The organism is Amycolatopsis sp. NPDC059657 (assembly GCF_042734395.1).
In the GTDB taxonomy this organism is placed as follows: Bacteria; Actinomycetota; Actinomycetes; order Mycobacteriales; family Pseudonocardiaceae; genus Amycolatopsis.
This window is the reverse complement of record NZ_JBHWEB010000262.1, coordinates 1-2,024: the sequence shown is the minus strand read 5'-3', so window position 1 is coordinate 2,024 and position 2,024 is coordinate 1. Positions and strand designations below refer to the sequence as shown.

Here is a 2,024-nt window from a genome sequence, read left to right as displayed (position 1 = left end):
CGCAGCTTGGCCAGCCGCAGCGAATCGAGTTCCGCACGGGTCAGCGTTTCGGTTTTCGGATTCCAATAGCTCCACGGGGTCTTTCCGTCCTGTCGCGGGTAACCTGCATCTTCACAGGTACTATAATTTCACCGAGTCTCTGGTTGAGACAGTGCCCAAATCGTTACGCCTTTCGTGCGGGTCGGAACTTACCCGACAAGGAATTTCGCTACCTTAGGACCGTTATAGTTACGGCCGCCGTTTACTGGGGCTTCAATTCGCACCTTCGCTTACGCTAAGCGCTCCTCTTAACCTTCCAGCACCGGGCAGGCGTCAGCCCCTATACTTCGCCTTACGGCTTCGCAGAGACCTGTGTTTTTGCTAAACAGTCGCCTGGGCCTATTCACTGCGGCTCTCTCGGGCTTGCACCCTAACAGAGCACCCCTTCTCCCGAAGTTACGGGGTCATTTTGCCGAGTTCCTTAACGAGAGTTCTCTCGATCACCTTAGGATTCTCTCCTCGCCTACCTGTGTCGGTTTGCGGTACGGGCACCTCTCACCTCGCTAGAGGCTTTTCTTGGCAGTGTGGAATCAGGAACTTCGCTACTATAATTCGCTCGCCATCACAGCTCAGCCTTCACGGGAAACGGATTTGCCTATTTCCCAGCCTAACTGCTTGGACGCGGATATCCAATACCGCGCTTACCCTATCCTCCTGCGTCCCCCCATTGCTCAAACGATGAAGAGGTGGTACAGGAATATCAACCTGTTGTCCATCGCCTACGCCTTTCGGCCTCGGCTTAGGTCCTGACTAACCCTGAGCGGACGAGCCTTCCTCAGGAAACCTTAGGCATTCGGTGGACGGGATTCTCACCCGTCTTTCGCTACTCATACCGGCATTCTCACTTCTAAGCGCTCCACCAGTCCTTCCGGTCTAGCTTCAACGCCCTTAGAACGCTCTCCTACCACTGTTCGAAGAACAGTCCGCAGCTTCGGTGATACGTTTAGCCCCGGTACATTTTCGGCGCAGAGTCACTCGACCAGTGAGCTATTACGCACTCTTTAAATGGTGGCTGCTTCTAAGCCAACATCCTGGTTGTCTGTGCAACTCCACATCCTTTTCCACTTAACGCATACTTTGGGACCTTAGCTGGCGGTCTGGGCTGTTTCCCTTTCGACTACGGATCTTATCACTCGCAGTCTGACTCCCAAGGATAAGTCTTTGGCATTCGGAGTTTGACTGAATTCGGTAACCCGGTAGGGGCCCCTAGTCCAATCAGTGCTCTACCTCCAAGACTCTTACCTTGAGGCTAGCCCTAAAGCTATTTCGGGGAGAACCAGCTATCTCCAGGTTCGATTGGAATTTCTCCGCTACCCACACCTCATCCCCGCACTTTTCAACGTGCGTGGGTTCGGGCCTCCATTCAGTGTTACCTGAACTTCACCCTGGACATGGGTAGATCACCTGGTTTCGGGTCTACGACCACGTACTCATGCGCCCTATTCAGACTCGCTTTCGCTGCGGCTCCGCTCTTCTGCTTAACCTTGCACGGGATCGTAACTCGCCGGTTCATTCTACAAAAGGCACGCCATCACCCGTTAACGGGCTCTGACTACTTGTAGGCACACGGTTTCAGGATCTCTTTCACTCCCCTTCCGGGGTGCTTTTCACCTTTCCCTCACGGTACTGGTTCACTATCGGTCACTAGGGAGTATTTAGCCTTGGGAGATGGTCCTCCCGGATTCCGACGGAATTTCACGTGTTCCGCCGTACTCAGGATCCACTCAGGAGAGAACGAAGTTTTGACTACAGGGCTGTTACCTCCTATGGCGGGCCTTTCCAGACCTCTTCATCTACCTCGTTCCTTTGTAACTCCGTATAGAATGTCCTACAACCCCAAGAGGCAAGCCTCTTGGTTTGGGCTATGTTCCGTTTCGCTCGCCGCTACTCAGGAAATCGCATTTGCTTTCTCTTCCTCCGGGTACTTAGATGTTTCAGTTCCCCGGGTCTGCCTTCTCATATCCTATGAATTCAGATATGGATAC

At 53.2% G+C, this 2,024-nt stretch carries 1 rRNA gene; it reads right to left on the bottom strand.

Annotation, left to right across the window (positions count from 1 at the left end):
* A 23S ribosomal RNA gene (locus ACFV15_RS48090) occupies nt 1-2,024 on the bottom strand; the annotation flags it as partial.